At 35.5% G+C, this 15104-nt stretch carries 14 protein-coding genes; 6 read left to right on the top strand and 8 right to left on the bottom strand.

All coding sequences use genetic code 11. The features are described 5' to 3' along the window. Positions 1-55 precede the first annotated feature (55 nt). Entirely contained in the window at positions 56-1582 is a 1527-nt protein-coding gene (locus tag ACN5J7_RS00555) for a CotH kinase family protein (RefSeq protein WP_418602246.1), read from the top strand. 79 nt (positions 1583-1661) lie between these two features. Here ACN5J7_RS00555 and ACN5J7_RS00560 read toward each other — a convergent pair whose 3' ends face one another. Beyond that, complete coding sequence (locus ACN5J7_RS00560) at positions 1662-2264, bottom strand: DUF3575 domain-containing protein (protein WP_418602820.1); 603 nt, start codon at positions 2262-2264, stop codon at positions 1662-1664. 33 nt (positions 2265-2297) lie between these two features. Next, the gene (locus ACN5J7_RS00565; RefSeq protein ID WP_311936547.1) at positions 2298-2768 is read right to left on the bottom strand and encodes an Lrp/AsnC ligand binding domain-containing protein; all 471 of its coding nucleotides are present in this window, start codon (positions 2766-2768) and stop codon (positions 2298-2300) included. A 241-nt stretch (positions 2769-3009) separates the two neighbouring features. On the opposite strand from ACN5J7_RS00565, the gene ACN5J7_RS00570 reads away from it, so the two are divergent. The 3 genes from ACN5J7_RS00570 to ACN5J7_RS00580 all read left to right on the top strand — a co-directional run bounded on the left by ACN5J7_RS00570 (position 3010) and on the right by ACN5J7_RS00580 (position 5253). Continuing rightward, positions 3010-3792 (top strand): hypothetical protein, encoded by a 783-nt coding sequence (locus tag ACN5J7_RS00570; protein ID WP_418602247.1) that lies wholly within the window; start codon positions 3010-3012, stop codon positions 3790-3792. A gap of 118 nt (positions 3793-3910) precedes the next feature. Beyond that, positions 3911-4555 carry a porin family protein gene (locus ACN5J7_RS00575; RefSeq protein WP_418602248.1) on the top strand — a complete coding sequence of 215 codons (645 nt, stop codon included), beginning with the start codon at positions 3911-3913 and terminating at the stop codon, positions 4553-4555. A 266-nt stretch (positions 4556-4821) separates the two neighbouring features. Continuing rightward, on the top strand, positions 4822-5253 hold the full coding sequence (locus ACN5J7_RS00580; protein ID WP_311936556.1) for a TerB family tellurite resistance protein: 432 nt from the start codon (positions 4822-4824) through the stop codon (positions 5251-5253). A gap of 147 nt (positions 5254-5400) precedes the next feature. Here ACN5J7_RS00580 and ACN5J7_RS00585 read toward each other — a convergent pair whose 3' ends face one another. From ACN5J7_RS00585 to ACN5J7_RS00595, 3 genes are all read right to left on the bottom strand, one after another. Then, the gene (locus ACN5J7_RS00585) at positions 5401-6270 is read right to left on the bottom strand and encodes a DMT family transporter (protein ID WP_418602249.1); all 870 of its coding nucleotides are present in this window, start codon (positions 6268-6270) and stop codon (positions 5401-5403) included. Positions 6271-6376: 106 nt separating this feature from the next. Next, positions 6377-8497: a Tex family protein gene (locus tag ACN5J7_RS00590; protein ID WP_418602250.1), complete on the bottom strand. Its 2121-nt coding sequence runs from the start codon at positions 8495-8497 to the stop codon at positions 6377-6379. A gap of 143 nt (positions 8498-8640) precedes the next feature. After that, positions 8641-9051: a BrxA/BrxB family bacilliredoxin gene (locus tag ACN5J7_RS00595; RefSeq protein ID WP_311936565.1), complete on the bottom strand. Its 411-nt coding sequence runs from the start codon at positions 9049-9051 to the stop codon at positions 8641-8643. A 280-nt stretch (positions 9052-9331) separates the two neighbouring features. On the opposite strand from ACN5J7_RS00595, the gene ACN5J7_RS00600 reads away from it, so the two are divergent. Further along, a complete protein-coding gene (locus tag ACN5J7_RS00600) occupies positions 9332-10108 on the top strand; it encodes a TerB family tellurite resistance protein (RefSeq protein ID WP_418602251.1) in 777 nt (258 codons plus the stop codon). 237 nt (positions 10109-10345) lie between these two features. On the opposite strand, the gene ACN5J7_RS00605 is transcribed toward ACN5J7_RS00600, so the two are convergent. From ACN5J7_RS00605 to ACN5J7_RS00615, 3 genes are all read right to left on the bottom strand, one after another. Further along, positions 10346-10729 carry a GreA/GreB family elongation factor gene (locus tag ACN5J7_RS00605; protein ID WP_418602252.1) on the bottom strand — a complete coding sequence of 128 codons (384 nt, stop codon included), beginning with the start codon at positions 10727-10729 and terminating at the stop codon, positions 10346-10348. A 374-nt stretch (positions 10730-11103) separates the two neighbouring features. Further along, entirely contained in the window at positions 11104-12090 is a 987-nt protein-coding gene (locus ACN5J7_RS00610) for a S66 peptidase family protein (RefSeq protein ID WP_418602253.1), read from the bottom strand. A gap of 3 nt (positions 12091-12093) precedes the next feature. Continuing rightward, positions 12094-12723: a hypothetical protein gene (locus tag ACN5J7_RS00615; RefSeq protein ID WP_311936574.1), complete on the bottom strand. Its 630-nt coding sequence runs from the start codon at positions 12721-12723 to the stop codon at positions 12094-12096. 244 nt (positions 12724-12967) lie between these two features. Between ACN5J7_RS00615 and metG the strand changes: the two genes are divergently transcribed. Continuing rightward, positions 12968-15052 carry a methionine--tRNA ligase gene (metG, locus tag ACN5J7_RS00620; protein ID WP_418602254.1) on the top strand — a complete coding sequence of 695 codons (2085 nt, stop codon included), beginning with the start codon at positions 12968-12970 and terminating at the stop codon, positions 15050-15052. The last annotated feature ends 52 nt before the right edge of the window (positions 15053-15104 follow it).

Here is a 15104-nt window from a genome sequence, read left to right on the forward strand (position 1 = left end):
TTATCGGATTTCAGAACAAGTAAATTTGCCTAATTAAGTTTTTAATTATAAAACCATGGGTAATTTATTGAAACAGCCAAAATTAGTTTATCTCTATTTAACAGTTTTTTTTATAAGTCTTGTTAGTTGTTCAAAAAATGAATTTGCAGCTGAACAAGAAGTAGAAGAAGCAGATTTGGTTTTTGAAAGCTTTATTTTTGAAAAGAAAAACAACCCTTATTTAAAAGAAGATATTGTTTTCAATATTAATGATGGTAGTATTAGCGGGGAGCTCAAAAACTATTTTTTCAATTCAATTCCTACGTTTTCTACAAATGCGCAAACTGTAAAAATAAATGATTTAGAGCAAGTTAGTGCAAGTAGTGCTGTTGATTTTAGAAAGCCAATAACATACAATTTAAAATCTACGTCAGGCGCCAATAAAGCATACGCTGTTAACATTTCTTGGGATGATGCTTTAGCCCATATTTATATTGACACTGAAGGAAGCGCACCAATTGTTTCAAAGGAAGATTATTTAAATGCAAAATTGACCATTGATGGGCAGTCTAAATATGAAGATCGGGTTTTTGAATTTAGCGAACAAGCTAGGATAAAAGGTAGAGGGAATTCTACTTGGGCGTGGCCAAAAAAGCCTTATAAAATAAAATTAGATACTAAAGAGACTCTTGTATCTCATAAAGACCCTTCTTCTCGATTATTACCTGAAAAAGATTGGGTACTACTAGCAGATTATCAAGACGGTGTACATTTGTTAAATAATGTAGCCTTTACAGTAGGGCGCATGTTAGACATGCCATTTACCAATACCATTATACCTATAGAATTAACTTTAAATGGTAATTATCTTGGCGTATACGGATTAACGGAACAATTAGAGATTAAAACAAATAGAGTAAATGTGGGTGACGATGGTGTGTTGTTAGAATTAGACCAGTATTATGATGAAGATTGGAAGTTTAGATCAGCCGACTACAACTTGCCTGTAATGATAAAAGATCCAGATTTAGATACGCAAGCTGAATTGGATGTAGTTCAAAGTGAATGGAATGCGTTTGAAGCGTTGGTGGCGAGCGACGATTTTCCTAATAATAATTATCTTGATTATATAGATGGCGAATCCATTGCCAAATATCTAATTGTGTATATGCTAACGTCTAATGAAGAAATAAATCATCCGAAAAGCACTTATTTACATAAAACAGCTACAGGAAAATATACAATGGGGCCCCTTTGGGATTTTGATTGGGCTTATGGTTTTGAAGATACAGGTAGGCATTTTAGCAATCCTAATAAAGATTTATTCTGGGAAGATGCTAAAGCAGGTACCACTTTCTTTAAAAGACTAATGATGACTGACCCAAAAACTAAAGCTTTGATTAAAGAGAATTGGTTAAATTTCACAAGCAATCACCTTGATGACTTAATGGATTATATAGATGAGCATGCTTTTATTATTAAAGGTGCAAAAGCTAGAAACCTTCAAATGTGGAATAATGGTTTAGTAACCGATGAGTTGGTTATGAAACGATGGCTTGAGGATAGAGTTTCGTATATGAATAACCTTATTGGTAGCTTTTAAAATATATATCTGAATGCAGATATATCTAAAAACAAAAACCCGAGCATAGCTTGGGCTTTTGTTTAATATGGAAAGCATTTTAGAATCTGTAACCTATAGAAATAGCACCTTTACCTATAATTTCATAATCGGTATCGTTGTTGTTAAAAAGGTTTCTGCCAATGCCAAAACTTAATTCGCCAATAAAACCACTATTGGTAATCCATTTTCCACCTAAACCAATTCCTAAAGCAAAATCTGTTCTAAAATCTTGGGTGTTGTTTGAAAAATTAATTTCTCGATTTGTAGAATTCAGCATTCCGAAGCCTTCAAGAAAAAAACCGCCAGCATATTTTTCGCCAAAATAAAAACGATAATACGGCGATATGATGTATTTAATATCATCGCTAACATCATTGTCAAATGGAAGCATAACTGTAATTCCTACTCCAGACTCTTCGTTAAGTGTGCGTTCGTAAGTAACATCTAAAGCACCTATTATTAAAAATAAACCGTTTAATTTAATTTCGTTAAAGTTTTGTGAACTTGCACTATTATCTGTTTCATTTTGTGTTTCGTTTTGCGAAAAAGATGTAGAATAAAAGAAAAGCGCAACAAAAGAAAATAACAGTAATCTTTTTATAAGATGGGTTTTAAATTTAGATATAATAATATCAATAATTGTACCAATAATAAAAAATATCTTACATCGATTTAAGTTTTTGTAATGATTTGGTTATATACTTATCTGTCTATCAATTTGTTGGTCTAACGAAATAAAGGTTTCGGTACGCGACACCCCAGAAATAGGTTGGATTTCCTTGTTGAGCAAATGCATTAAATGTTCGTTGTCTTTACACAGAATTTTTATAAAAACACTCCAATTACCCGTAGTGTAATGGCATTCTAAAACCTCAGGGATTTTTTTAAGCTGTTTGACGGCCTCGGGATTGCTCATGGCTTTATCTAAATAAATACCAATAAAAGCCATGGTGGTGTAGCCTAAAACCTTGGGGTTGATAACAAATTTTGAACCAGAGATTAACCCTGATTTTTCCAATTTGCGTAAACGCTGATGAATGGCTGCCCCAGAAATACCCACGTTACGGGCAATTTCAAGAATTGGTGTTCGCGCATCTTGCATTAAGGCACGAAGTATCTTTTTATCGATACCGTCAATGTGGATGTTTTGATTTATAACTTTCATAACTAATTTATTTTTTTCATTCCCTAAAAGAAGGAAATCGTATTGTTTTGTTTGATTTTAAAACATAAAAGTACACATTTGATTTTAAATTGAAATCAAATTTTTATAAAAAGCCTTATTCGCAAATCAAAATAATTGCTTGAAATTGTAGAAAAAATCTTCTATCTTCGTTTAGCACAGTGTATCAATCATTAAAACGGAATGGTATACTTAAAAGTTGTACACAATATATACCAATGGAATGCAAAGAAAAATAATCACGATTTTACTATTAGCAATATTCACAAATTTTGGATATGCTCAATCTGAAAAAATTAAGATAAAAACGGATCATTTAAATGAGTCGAATTATCTGAAAATGGATGATTTTTATTTAACTCATTATCTTTACATCGACTTGTTTTTAAGAGAAAATTTATTTCCAGAAGCAAGTCCAGAAGATGTCTCTTCAATCTTGAAAGCTCTGAAAAAATATGTTTCAATAGAAAATAATTTAGACATTGAAATTGAAAAACCTGGTAAAAGGAATTACTTAATCCGCTTTGCAATCTTGAAGAAAGATGATGGCACTGAGCTTTTGATAGCTTTTACAAATTGGAGTGCGAATAAAAAGGAATTTGAGAAAGAAATAAAAATAGAAAATGACTCCTACACGAGATGGTATTTTCTAAATGGAAACAAAATGACCTATAGAAAAGATATGTCTGATCAGAATGATTACTCAAAGATGAATAAATCTGATTTGGCTAATGCTTATCTATTTGATGAACTTTTCGAAAATGATAATGCGATAAAAAGCACGTTAAACGAAATTCTAAATGAAGGCCATTTAAGTGTCTCAGATAAAATTATGGCGAATTTACTTCTCTTGAAATATCAAATTTTCCAAAAAGATAACGACAAGATAAAAAAGCAAACCGAATATCTAAATGAATTGTTTGAAACCAATAAAACAGAACCTAATCTTAGAGGATTAAAAATGGCATTTGATGCTACAAAATTTCAAATAGAATTAACTAAATAAGCATTGTGTACAACAACAGACACGGGCAATTGCTTGTTCTCGCTAACTTCTGAAATCTTCACGAATTTTGAACTTTCCTCAAAAAACATTAAAACTCACTCAAAATTAAAATACCCTTATGAACAAAATTAAATTATTATTAATCGGATTAGGATTAATGTTTTCATTGAATTCAGGTGCACAAAATGATTTTAAAATTGGATTAAATGCTGGAATAAACTACCCAGATATTAGAGGATACGAATATGCAAAATACAATAAATTTAAGGTTGGGTATTTGTTAGGAGTTACTTTTGATTATTATTTAAAAGAAAACCTATCCTTGAAGACTAATATAAATTACGAAAGGAAAATTAAGAAAATACAACTGACGTACTTTAATTATGAGGCAGAAGAAACAGGAAGAGAAAATTTCAACGAAATTTATGAATATATAAATATACCGATACTATTAAAATATGAATTTGAAAGCTCAAATTTTTACATAAATGGCGGACCGTTTTTCAACTATCTATTAAACAATAAAATTGAGCCAGATTACCCAAATGACGATAGTGATCTTATTACAGAACTGAAAAAAATTGATTTCGGACTTTCTCTCGGAATTGGCACTAATATTTCTCTTAATGAGAAAAATGACTTAACAATTGAAATAAGAGATGATTTCGGAATTTTAGATACAGGTGGTGTTCCTAGACCAATTGGAGGAACAATTAAAACCAATACTATAAAATTAGTGTTAGGATGGAATTTTGGAATATAATAACGATTTGTCCCACAACTATAAAATTAATTGCTAATGCAAGCGTGGTTACGAAAATGTTACAAATTTTAAACCACCCCTAAAAACATTAAACGAACCTCCAAATTTCCGCGTTAGCGATTGTAGTGGAAATCCTTTTTTGAGGCACGAAAAAAAGATTGCAACAAAAAGCGCGACCCTTGCGGTAACGCCCAAAAAAATAAACGTTTCGGTTTAGAATATTAAAAAAAATATGTAGGTTTGCATGACCTTTAAAATAAAAATATATGTCGTTTTCAGATTTATTTGATAGTGGGTTTAAAAAGCGCAATAAAAACCATTTTGCGGCCATTGTGCGTATTGCCATGGACGATGGTGTGATTTCTGAGGGAGAAAAAGCCTTTTTAGATAGATTGGCTCGTAATTTAAGTATTAGTGAAGGCGATTATAACCAAATCTTAAAAGATTACCAATCGCACCCCATAAATCCGCCCATGTCTTACGATAGACGGTTAGAGCGTTTGTACGATTTGGCACGTATGGTTTATGTAGACCATATAAAGGGCGACCATGAAGAGGTGTTGCTTGGTAAAATTAGTGTGGGCTTAGGTTTTCATCCCGAAAACGTAAAGTACATTGTTGATAAAGCCTTGACTTTGGTAAGCAACGGTGTTGATTTGGACACCTTTAAAGATGAAATGAAAAACATGAACAGATAGTTTCCTTTTGTAACGAAACATAAAAAATGCGAACTTTAAAGTTCGCATTTTTTATTTGTATTTATTAAAGGGAATACGCATTCGCGGAAATTTCAACCTTTAAAAACCCTTCATTTTTTTTCGGTTTGTAAAAAAGATTATACCGTGTTATTTTTTAAAAGTGACGAGCTGTTTTTCTATAAAAGTAACACCAATGCCTATTAATAAAATAATACCACCCAACACCATGTTTAGGGTAATGGTTTCATCAATAAACAACCACGCTAAAGCTGATGCTAAAATACCTTGACCCAACAAACTTACCGAAACCCTTGTAGCGCGCATGTGCTTAGTGGCGTAACTAATAAGAAGCCAAGCCAAAAGCTGACAAACAACAGCTTGAATAACCAATACCAACCAACCGGCATCTGAAAATCCAGAAAAAGGTTCGTTTATAGCATAACTCACAACGCCTAAATGTAAAGAAGAAGCGGCTAAACTTATCGTCATAAAAGTGATAACGTCCATACTTTTTAAAACCTCCTTGCTTATTAGCATATAAAATGCATATAAAACCCCCGAAAGTACTCCAAAACTAAAGGCCAAATCGAAATCTAAATTTTTAAAAACCGAAAAACCAACCAACAAAATCATTCCAAAAACCGCAATTACGGTACCTATCCAGAAATTGGTTTTGGGCTTGTCCTTTAAAAATAGCAACGCTAAAACACCCACCCAAACAGGCGATAAATTGGTTAATAACGAGGCTTGCGTAGCGGTAGATTCTTGTATGGCAATATTCCAAACGGCCACATCGCTACCAAAAATAACGCCACATAAAACCGCCAATAACCCTATTTTTAAATTAGGAATTTTTAGTTGTCGTGTTATTAATACATAGGGTAAAAGTAGCAACAGCGAAAACAACATTCGATAAAATGCCGAAATAACCCCTGGCGTTAAGTTAAGCTTAACCAAAATAGGGAATACCGAAATGCAAAATATTCCAATAACGAGTGCGATTCTTGCCCTTTTCATTTGAATTAAATTAGTGACTAAAAATAAATCGGCAAAAGTAGTTGACTACAGCGCGTTTTCATGAGACTAAATTGGCAATTTATGATAGTATATTATCCTGTTTTTATTACTTATGCAACTTTAGTTGAATGCGCTTTCGCGGAACATCAACCTCTAAAACTTTTACAATAATTTGTTGGTGTAAACTTACGTGCTCATTCACGTCTTTTACAAACGTATCCGATAGATTTGAAACATGGATGAGACCGCTTTCTTTAATACCAACATCAACAAAACAACCGAAATTAGTGATGTTGTTGACAATTCCCGGAAGCAATTGGCCTTCGCGCAAATCGTTAATTGTTTTTATATTTTGGTTAAAAGTAAATACTTTGGCTTGTTCGCGAATATCCAAACCGGGTTTTTCAAGTTCTTTAACAATGTCTTCAAGCGTCGGTAAGCCAACCGAATCGGTGCAGTATGGTTTTAAATCTATGTTTTTAAGCAATTCGGAATGCCCTATTACATCCGCAACGTTTTTACCCAAATCTTTCGCCATCTGTTTTACAATGCCATAACTTTCAGGGTGTACGGCCGAATCGTCTAACGGGTTTTTGGCACCTTTAATTCTTAAAAAAGCAGCACCTTGCTCAAAGGCCTTTGCACCCAAACGCGGTACTTTTTTTATGTCGTTTCTTGAGGTAAACGACCCGTTTTCGTTTCGGTAATTAAAAATGTTTTCGGCTAGTTTGGGGCCAATTCCCGACACATAACTCAATAACGGTTTGCTGGCAGTATTGATGTTTACCCCAACCGAATTCACACAATTTTCAACCACTGTATCTAACGACTTTTGTAATTTGGTCTGATCGACATCGTGCTGATATTGCCCTACGCCAATAGATTTGGCATCAATTTTTACCAATTCCGCTAGTGGGTCTTGCAAACGCCGACCAATGGAAACACTACCACGAACCGTAACATCGTAATTGGGGAATTCCTCCCGTGCGATTTTAGATGCCGAATAAATACTCGCGCCAGCCTCACTAACGACAAATACTTGAATGTCGTTTTTAAATCTAATTTTTCTAATTAAGGCTTCGGTTTCGCGGGATGCCGTGCCGTTACCAATGGCAATGGCTTCAATTTTATAGGCATCAGCAAGCGAACTTATTTTTTTCATGGCGCCAAGGCTATCGTTTTTTGGTGGATGCGGATAAATGGTTTCGTTGTATTTTAATTGCCCTTGCGCATCTAAACACACCACTTTACAACCAGTTCTAAATCCTGGGTCGATAGCCAACACACGTTTTTCGCCCAACGGTGCACCCAATAGCAATTGTTTTAGGTTTTTAGCGAATACACCAATGGCCGATTCATCGGCTTTTTCCTTGGCTATTTGCAGTGCTTCATTGCTTAACGATGGTAGCAACAAGCGTTTATACGCATCTTGAATGGCGGTTTTTATGTGTTCCGCACAAGCGTTATGACTTTTAATAAGGCGTCTTTCCATGTGATTTAGAGCGCGCTCGTCATCTATATTTATTTTTACGCGAATAAATCCTTCTTTTTCTGCCCTTAAAATAGCTAATAATCGGTGTGATGGGATTCTGCTTAAATTTTCTTCCCAATCAAAATAATCTCTAAACTTTTGAGCGTTTTCAATTGCTTTTGTTTTTATCACTTTCGTGGAAATCATTGCAAATCGCTCTAATTGATGGCGGATATTGTTCCGGATATCGGTACGCTCGTTTATCCATTCTGCAATAATATGGCGCGCACCTTCCAAAGCATCGTCAACCGAATTAACATCGCCTTTTACGTATCTCAATGCAATGGATTCCAAATCGTTTGCATTCTGACCCATAATAATTTTCGCGAGTGGTTCCAAACCGTTTTGTCGCGCATTTTCAGCTTTTGTTTTTCGACTTTTTTTATAGGGCAGGTATAAATCTTCTAGTGCGGTTAAATCTTGGGTCGATTCAATTTTCTCTTTTAATTCCCCTGTTAAAACAGCTTGTTCTTCAAGTGCTTTTAAAATTGCAACCTTTCGCTTTTCCAAAGCTTCAAATTGATCTTTGTATTTTACAATGTCTCCAATTTGAACTTCATCTAAATTTCCGGTTCGTTCTTTTCGGTAACGCGAAATAAACGGAATGGTACAATCTTGGTTAAGTAACTCGATGGTGTTTTTTACGGCCTGCTCTGGCAGCTTAGTGTGCTGGATGATATATTTAATCATGGTCATGCAAAAATCTAAATTTTAATCAAATCTAAGCGATTTCAAACTTAATTTAACTAAAAAGACCCATCATGTTTTAACATAACAGGTCTAATGTTCATTCTATTTATTAGGCTACATAACTAGCCCAATTGAAATACATCTAAATTTTAACAGTGCGCATTGTAGGCATCAACCAAGTTTTCAGCAATTAATTCTGCTGGTCTGCCTTCAATGTGGTGGCGCTCTAACATGTGCACCAATTCGCCATCTTTAAACAAGGCCACACAAGGTGAACTTGGAGGAAAGGGAATCATATATTCTCGTGCCTTATCAACAGCCTCCTTATCAACACCTGCAAAAACAGTTGTAATATGGTCTGGTCGTTTGGCATTTTGCAAACTCATTCTCGCCCCTGGGCGCGCATTGGCCGCTGCACAACCACAAACCGAATTTACAACCACTAAAGTCGTTCCTTCCTTTGCTAAAGCAGCATCAACAGCCTCGGCAGTTTGTAACTCTTCAAAACCAACATTGGTTAAATCTTCGCGCATTGGTTTTACTAATTCTGCTGGATACATATCTTAATTTTTTATTATTAATAATTATGCTGCAAAGTTAATCAAAAAACGTGTAATTAGGGTTAGGGCGTTCCCTTAAAACGCTTATGGCGTTATAAGGTCAGGCTATCCGCTATATCTTTTGCAAAAAAGCAAAAGGATGCCGCTTCTATCCTTAACGCAGGGGTTTGCATTGGGCATTTCAACTTTGCTCAAAACAGTCACCGTCGAAATGTAACAAAACCCTATAAAGTTCAACTAACAATAGTATATTTGGGCGATAATAAAACAAGAAAATAACATGAGTTTTTCAAAATGGATAGGTGGTGCTTTAGGCTGGTCGTTCGGTGGGCCAATTGGGGCCATAATCGGATTAGCCATTGGAAGCCTAATAGATTCAATGACAAACGGTAGTAACGATCCGCTTTTGGGCGAAAGGCAATCCAGAAGTCGCGGAAGATCGACCTACAGAACACAACCCAGACAACGTCCACAAACACAATCGGGCGATTTTGAAGTAAGCCTTTTGGTTTTGGCATCGGTAGTTATCAAGGCCGATGGAAAACAAGACCAACGCGAACTGGATTTCGTACGGCAGCAATTCTTGAACATGTACGGCAAAGAACGTGCAAATCGAGCTTTTAAATTGTTTAAAAATATAAGCAAACAAAACATTTCGGTAAGGCCGGTGTGTTTGCAAATTAAACAAATGATGGATCATCCGTCGCGTTTACAGCTCATCCATTTTTTATTTGGTATAGCCAAAGCCGATGGCTTTGTTACCGAAAACGAGGTGAAACAAATTTATACCATCGCCGGTTATTTGGGTATTAGTTCGCGCGATTACGAGAGTATTAAAGCCATGTTTTACAACAGTAGCGACAACGCCTATAAAATATTGGAGATTGATAAAAGCGCTACCAATGATGATGTAAAAAGGGCCTACCGTAAAATGGCAAAAAAATACCACCCCGATAAAGTCATCCATTTAGGTAAAGAACACCAAAATGGCGCCGAAGAAAAATTCAGGCAAGTGCAAATGGCTTATGAGCAGTTGCAAAAGGAGCGCGGGTTTTAATCGAAAAGGATTCCTTGAGGCTCTGCCTCGGGGTTTCCGTTGAAATTGTCATTCCCGAGAAATCGGGAATCTAAATAACAAATTTCGGTTTTTGATTCTAAGGTCAAAATGATACGAGCGAAATACCTCTATGACTCTGTCTCGAGGATGGTTCGTTTCAAGAAATTTTTATTAAAAACAAAAAAACCTTGAATTTATAAATCCAAGGTTTTTTAAAAATATTAGAGTAGCTTATACTTAAGCTTGGTGAAATTCTTCAACGTGTAAAATCTCCAACTTTTTCTCACCATTTCTAAAAGGCCAAGTAATTAAATCGCCAACTTTTCGGCCAACTGTAGCCACGGCAACATCACTTAAAATTGAAGATTTACGCTTTTTGTTATTCTTTTTATCGGTTGAAACGAAAATGTATTCCTCTTCTTTATTCGCTGTGTGGTCCATAATTTTTACTCTACGGTTTACCGTTACAACGTCGTTTGGTAATTCTCTTCGACGCACCTGTTTAGCCCCTCTTAATTCTTCAAGCAATAGCTCTTCTTCTTGTTGGGTTACTTTTTTTCTTCTTACGTGATCTTTGATCATATCGTAAATTCCGGTTGTTAAAATAACTTGATCTGACATAATATTGATATTTAAAACTTTCTTTTTTTTAAGGCTTTTGTTTTTGACCCAAACCATTAAACACAGCATAAATCATGCAGGCGTTTAACCGTAAAAAGCAGCATTAAAAAAAGGAAAATAATGATTAAAATGTATTCTGTAAAACTGTATAAATGCCCTGTCTTGAGTCTTGACAGGGATTATAGAATAAACTCTTTGGAGTGATTTAAAAAAATATCATCGTGCAAATAAGGTATTGATTGAAATACCTCAACAGAACTTGCTTGTTTATATAAAAAATAATTTGTTGTCATGTTGTATCACGAATTGGCACAAAGATAACCTTTAAATATGACATTAGCAAAACATACTGGTTTTTAGGTGTTTATATTTTATTACTCCTCAAAAACAACCAAACTTTTATCTTTATCAACGGTCAATTTAATTGTTCGTCCCAAAATCAAAGCACGATTATCGTCCTCGTGTCCGGCGGGCATATTAAACGCAATCGGGAAATCATAATCTGCCAAAGCATCTAAAATAAGCTGCTCTATCGAGCTTCCCCAAGGCGTTGTGTTTTTTCGTATCTTATTTATATCGCCCACAATTACGCCTTTACAGTTATCGAAATAACCAGCACGTTTTAAGCTTTGTAACATCCGGTCTATGTGGTATTTGTGTTCACCAACTTCTTCAATAAACAGTATTTTTCCAGACACATCTATACTGGTTTCAGAGCCCAACATGGTATGCAATAAAGTTAAGTTGCCACCAACCAACTGTCCCGAACTGCTGCCCGATTTATTATACTCAGAACCTTCTAGGGTATAGCTTAAAGGCTTTCCGAAAATAGCATCTTTAAAGGTTGAAATTGTTTCTTTAATGGCTTCCAAATCATCAATCATACTCGTGCACATCATAGCATGAAGGCTTTCAAAACCTTCGTTATGCAATTGATTGTGCAAAGCCGTAATATCAGAATATCCAATCAGCCATTTTGGGTGGTTTTTAAATTTTGTATAATCCAATTTATCAAGAATCCTAACCGTTCCGTAGCCACCGCGAGCACACATAATGGCACTTATTGTAGGATCGTCCAGAGCGTTTTGGTAGTCTTCACAACGCTCGCTATCGGTTCCCGCAAAATGATTTGCTTGGTTAAAAACATGTTTTCCAACAACGGTGTGCAAGCCCCAACTTTTAAGAAGTGTTCTGGTGGCTTCCATTTCCTTTAATTTATTTTTTAAAATGCCCGAAGGCGCAACAATAGCAACCGTATCTCCAGCCTTTAAATAAGGTGGTTGAATCAATTTGTTTTGTGAAAAAGCTTCAAATGTTCCTATTAATAATAGAAAACATACCATTAGTTTTTTTAATTTCATAATTTAATATTTTTTGTGCCAGCCCCAACCAAAATTAATACCAAGTCCAAAATAATTAAACTTGCCAAAATTCCCAAAAAGCTTGAACCCTATCGATCTTCCAAAAGAAGTTGGTTTTCCAATCGGGATTAAACCATAAACAATTCGGTATCTCTTTTTAACTCTCTTAAAGGAATTAAAGTTTACTTCAAAAGGGATTCCAATATAAGAACTTCTTTGCGAAACTTTAGTATTGTTAATTGTTTCTTCGAATTTCCTTAAGTTCTGAGATACCCCGGCAGATATACTAAGTGCAGACCCATCAAAAATAAAGCGTTTGCCATAAAGCAAAGAGAATTCGTTCATAGAATCACCGCCCATATAAATAGGAAATATAAAAATAGCTTCAAAAAAATTCACATCTTCATTTTTATCGAGTAGATGTAAACTTCTAAACGTGATTAAATCTTTGTTAAACTGATAATTTAAATCAAACACAAAAGATAATCCTCTAGCTTCTCCTCCAGCGCCACCTATCATAAAATCGCCATAAATTATAGGGTTCTGTTTAACCTGAGTAGAATCAGCATCGTTTTGGCCTATACCATAAAATGAAATTATAAATAGACAAAATAGAAGAAGTTGGTTTTTCATTAGCCTTTTTATTTCAAATGTAGGAAAAAAAGCAATGTATGTAAGTTTGAAAAAACAAGTTTTTTGCTACCACGAAAAGCAGATATTTTTTTCTAAATAGCCTTCAAAATGCGTACTTTTACGGCTTGTTAAAATCTAACGTCATTACGAGGAGAGAAGCGACGTGGTAATCTTTTCAAAATTTAGCAGATCACCATAGTTTTTACCAAAAATCTCACAATGGCAGTTTAATTCGAATTTCACAATGAATCAACCAGAACGATATACCATTACCGCTGCATTACCGTACACCAACGGCTCCATTCACATCGGGCATTTAGCGGGTGTTTATGTACCGGCCGATATTTACGCACGCTATTTACGTTTAACCGGAAACGATGTGCTTTTTGTTTGCGGAAGCGACGAACACGGTGTGCCCATCACCATTAAAGCAAAAAGCGAAGGTGTTTCTCCGCAGGATATAGTCGATAAATACCATGCTATAATCAAAGCATCTTTTGAGGATTTTGGGATAACCTTTGATAATTATTCGCGTACATCGGCTAAAATTCATCATAAAACTGCATCGGAATTTTTTACCACTTTAAATGATAAAGGTGAGTTTATTGAAGAAACCACCGAGCAATTATTTGATGAAGAAGCCAACCAGTTTTTGGCAGACCGTTTTGTTATAGGCACGTGCCCAAAATGTGGCAACGAGGAAAGCTACGGAGACCAATGTGAAAATTGTGGCACTAGCCATAATGCTACCGATTTAATAAATCCGAAATCGGCCATTACAGGTAATGTTCCCACTTTAAAACAAACCAAACACTGGTTTTTGCCTTTGGATAAACATGAGGATTTTTTAAAGGAATGGATTTTAAAAGGACATAAAAAAGATTGGAAGCCCAATGTATACGGACAAGTAAAATCGTGGATTGACGATGGTTTGCGTCCGCGTGCCGTAACCCGCGATTTAGATTGGGGCATTCCTGTACCCGCCGAAGGTGGCGAAGGTAAAGTGCTTTACGTTTGGTTTGATGCGCCCATAGGTTATATTTCGTCAACCAAAGAATGGGCCGCTCGCGAAGGGAAAGATTGGGAGCCTTATTGGAAAGACGAAAACACAAAATTGGTACACTTTATAGGTAAGGATAATATTGTATTTCACTGTATCATTTTTCCGGCCATGCTAAAGGCGGAAGGTTCTTATATTTTACCGGAAAATGTGCCCGCAAACGAGTTTTTGAATTTAGAAGGCAATAAGTTATCAACTTCCAAAAATTGGGCCGTTTGGTTAACGGAGTATTTGCAGGATTTCCCAAACCAGCAAGATGTGCTGCGTTACGTTTTAACCGCAAACGCCCCAGAAACTAAGGACAACGATTTTACTTGGAAAGATTTTCAAGCACGAAACAATAACGAATTGGTGGCTATTTTTGGCAATTTTATCAATCGTGTTGTGGTGCTAACCAATAAATATTACAACGGTGTTGTGCCTGCGCCCAATGAGTTATCGCCAATAGATAACGAGACTTTGGCAACGGTAAAAGCCTATCCAGATGTGATTGCGAGTTCTATTGAACGGTATCGATTTAGGGAAGCGGGACAAGAACTTATGAATTTAGCCCGATTAGGCAATAAATATTTGGCTGACGAAGAACCTTGGAAAATAATTAAAGTTGATGAAGAGCGCACCAAAACCATCATGTATGTTGCGCTTCAAATAGCATCGGCATTGGCCACTTTAAGCGAACCGTTTTTACCGTTTACTTCAAATAAGTTAAAAGGCATCCTTAATCTCAGTTCGAGTGATTCGACAGCAGAGAATCGTATCGAGAACACATGGAACGAAGTAAGTACCAAAGACGTGTTACTTCCAGCAAACCATGAAATAGGAAAGGCAGAATTGCTGTTTTCTAAAATTGAAGATGACACCATTCAAAAGCAATTGGATAAATTAGTAGCCAGTAAAAAAGCCAATGAAATAGCAAATGCCACTGTTGAGCCACAAAAAGACTCCATTACCTTCGAGGATTTTACCAAATTGGATATTCGGGTTGGTACGATTTTGGAAGCCGAAAAAATGCCCAAAACCAAAAAGTTGTTAAAGCTAAAAGTAGATACGGGTATTGATGTACGCACCATAGTTTCTGGAATTGCAGAAAGCTTTACGGCCGAAGAAGTGGTTGGAAAAAGAGTAACCGTTTTGGTAAATCTTGCTCCAAGAGCGCTTCGAGGTGTAGAAAGTCAAGGTATGATTTTAATGACCGAAACCCCTGATGGAAAGCTTGTGTTTGTAAACCCTGATGATTCTAAAGTTTCAAATGGATTGCAAATAAGTTAAGTATTTTAGTCTGTCATTTTACTTGTTTAATTAATGTTTTCAAGAAAATCTG

Origin of the sequence: Hwangdonia sp. (genome assembly GCF_048381975.1) — a bacterium.
Lineage (GTDB): Bacteria > Bacteroidota > Bacteroidia > Flavobacteriales > Flavobacteriaceae > Hwangdonia > Hwangdonia seohaensis.

Excerpts from the sequence above, each read along its gene's own strand:
- ACN5J7_RS00555 (WP_418602246.1), top strand. The coding sequence starts at position 56 with ATGGGTAATTTATTGAAACAGCCAAAATTAGTTTATCTCTATTTAACA.
- ACN5J7_RS00565 (WP_311936547.1), bottom strand. The coding sequence starts at position 2,768 with ATGAAAGTTATAAATCAAAACATCCACATTGACGGTATCGATAAAAAG.
- ACN5J7_RS00570 (WP_418602247.1), top strand. The coding sequence starts at position 3,010 with ATGCAAAGAAAAATAATCACGATTTTACTATTAGCAATATTCACAAAT.
- ACN5J7_RS00575 (WP_418602248.1), top strand. The coding sequence starts at position 3,911 with ATGAACAAAATTAAATTATTATTAATCGGATTAGGATTAATGTTTTCA.
- ACN5J7_RS00580 (WP_311936556.1), top strand. The coding sequence starts at position 4,822 with ATGTCGTTTTCAGATTTATTTGATAGTGGGTTTAAAAAGCGCAATAAA.
- ACN5J7_RS00585 (WP_418602249.1), bottom strand. The coding sequence starts at position 6,270 with ATGAAAAGGGCAAGAATCGCACTCGTTATTGGAATATTTTGCATTTCG.
- ACN5J7_RS00590 (WP_418602250.1), bottom strand. The coding sequence starts at position 8,497 with ATGACCATGATTAAATATATCATCCAGCACACTAAGCTGCCAGAGCAG.
- ACN5J7_RS00595 (WP_311936565.1), bottom strand. The coding sequence starts at position 9,051 with ATGTATCCAGCAGAATTAGTAAAACCAATGCGCGAAGATTTAACCAAT.
- ACN5J7_RS00600 (WP_418602251.1), top strand. The coding sequence starts at position 9,332 with ATGAGTTTTTCAAAATGGATAGGTGGTGCTTTAGGCTGGTCGTTCGGT.
- ACN5J7_RS00605 (WP_418602252.1), bottom strand. The coding sequence starts at position 10,729 with ATGTCAGATCAAGTTATTTTAACAACCGGAATTTACGATATGATCAAA.
- ACN5J7_RS00610 (WP_418602253.1), bottom strand. The coding sequence starts at position 12,090 with ATGAAATTAAAAAAACTAATGGTATGTTTTCTATTATTAATAGGAACA.
- ACN5J7_RS00615 (WP_311936574.1), bottom strand. The coding sequence starts at position 12,723 with ATGAAAAACCAACTTCTTCTATTTTGTCTATTTATAATTTCATTTTAT.
- metG (WP_418602254.1), top strand. The coding sequence starts at position 12,968 with ATGAATCAACCAGAACGATATACCATTACCGCTGCATTACCGTACACC.